This window comes from Corallococcus sp. AB038B (assembly GCF_003668955.1).
Taxonomy (GTDB): Bacteria; Myxococcota; Myxococcia; order Myxococcales; family Myxococcaceae; genus Corallococcus; species Corallococcus exiguus.
This window is the reverse complement of the sequence record NZ_RAWO01000270.1, coordinates 1-402: the sequence shown is the minus strand read 5'-3', so window position 1 is coordinate 402 and position 402 is coordinate 1. Positions and strand designations below refer to the sequence as shown.

Here is a 402-nt window from a genome sequence, read left to right as displayed (position 1 = left end):
GTGAGCAGGGGATTGAAGCGGTGACGGCGGCGTCGCTGGCGGAGATTCGCAAGCTGCTGGGCCGCAAGCGCTGAAGGAGCGGGTCAGCGCGCGACGTCGAAGCTCAGCGCGACCTCCGCCCCATCTCCCGAGCAGCGGCCCGCCGTCTTCCCGACGCTGCGCAGCACCAGGCGCCCGCGGACCCGGGTGTCGCTGTTCTCCTCGAGGACGAGCTGCCCGGCCACCTCTTGCGTCAGGGCTTCCTTGGGGACGGTGCCGTAGCAACCCGTCGCCACGAAGACGGCCTGGAGCTTCGGGGAGTGCCCCTTGCGTGGGGTGAAGGTGATGTCCCGGAACGAGTCCGTGGGGGCGGCGATGGCGTCACCCGCCACCGCGAGCGTCATGGGGCCCGCGCCGAGGACC

At 71.6% G+C, this 402-nt stretch carries 1 protein-coding gene; it reads right to left on the bottom strand.

Annotated features, from left to right (window positions below):
• Nucleotides 1–83: 83 nt before the first annotated feature.
• Nucleotides 84–402: hypothetical protein (locus tag D7Y04_RS44865; protein ID WP_158627706.1), on the bottom strand; the 319-nt coding region annotated here is incomplete at its 5' end.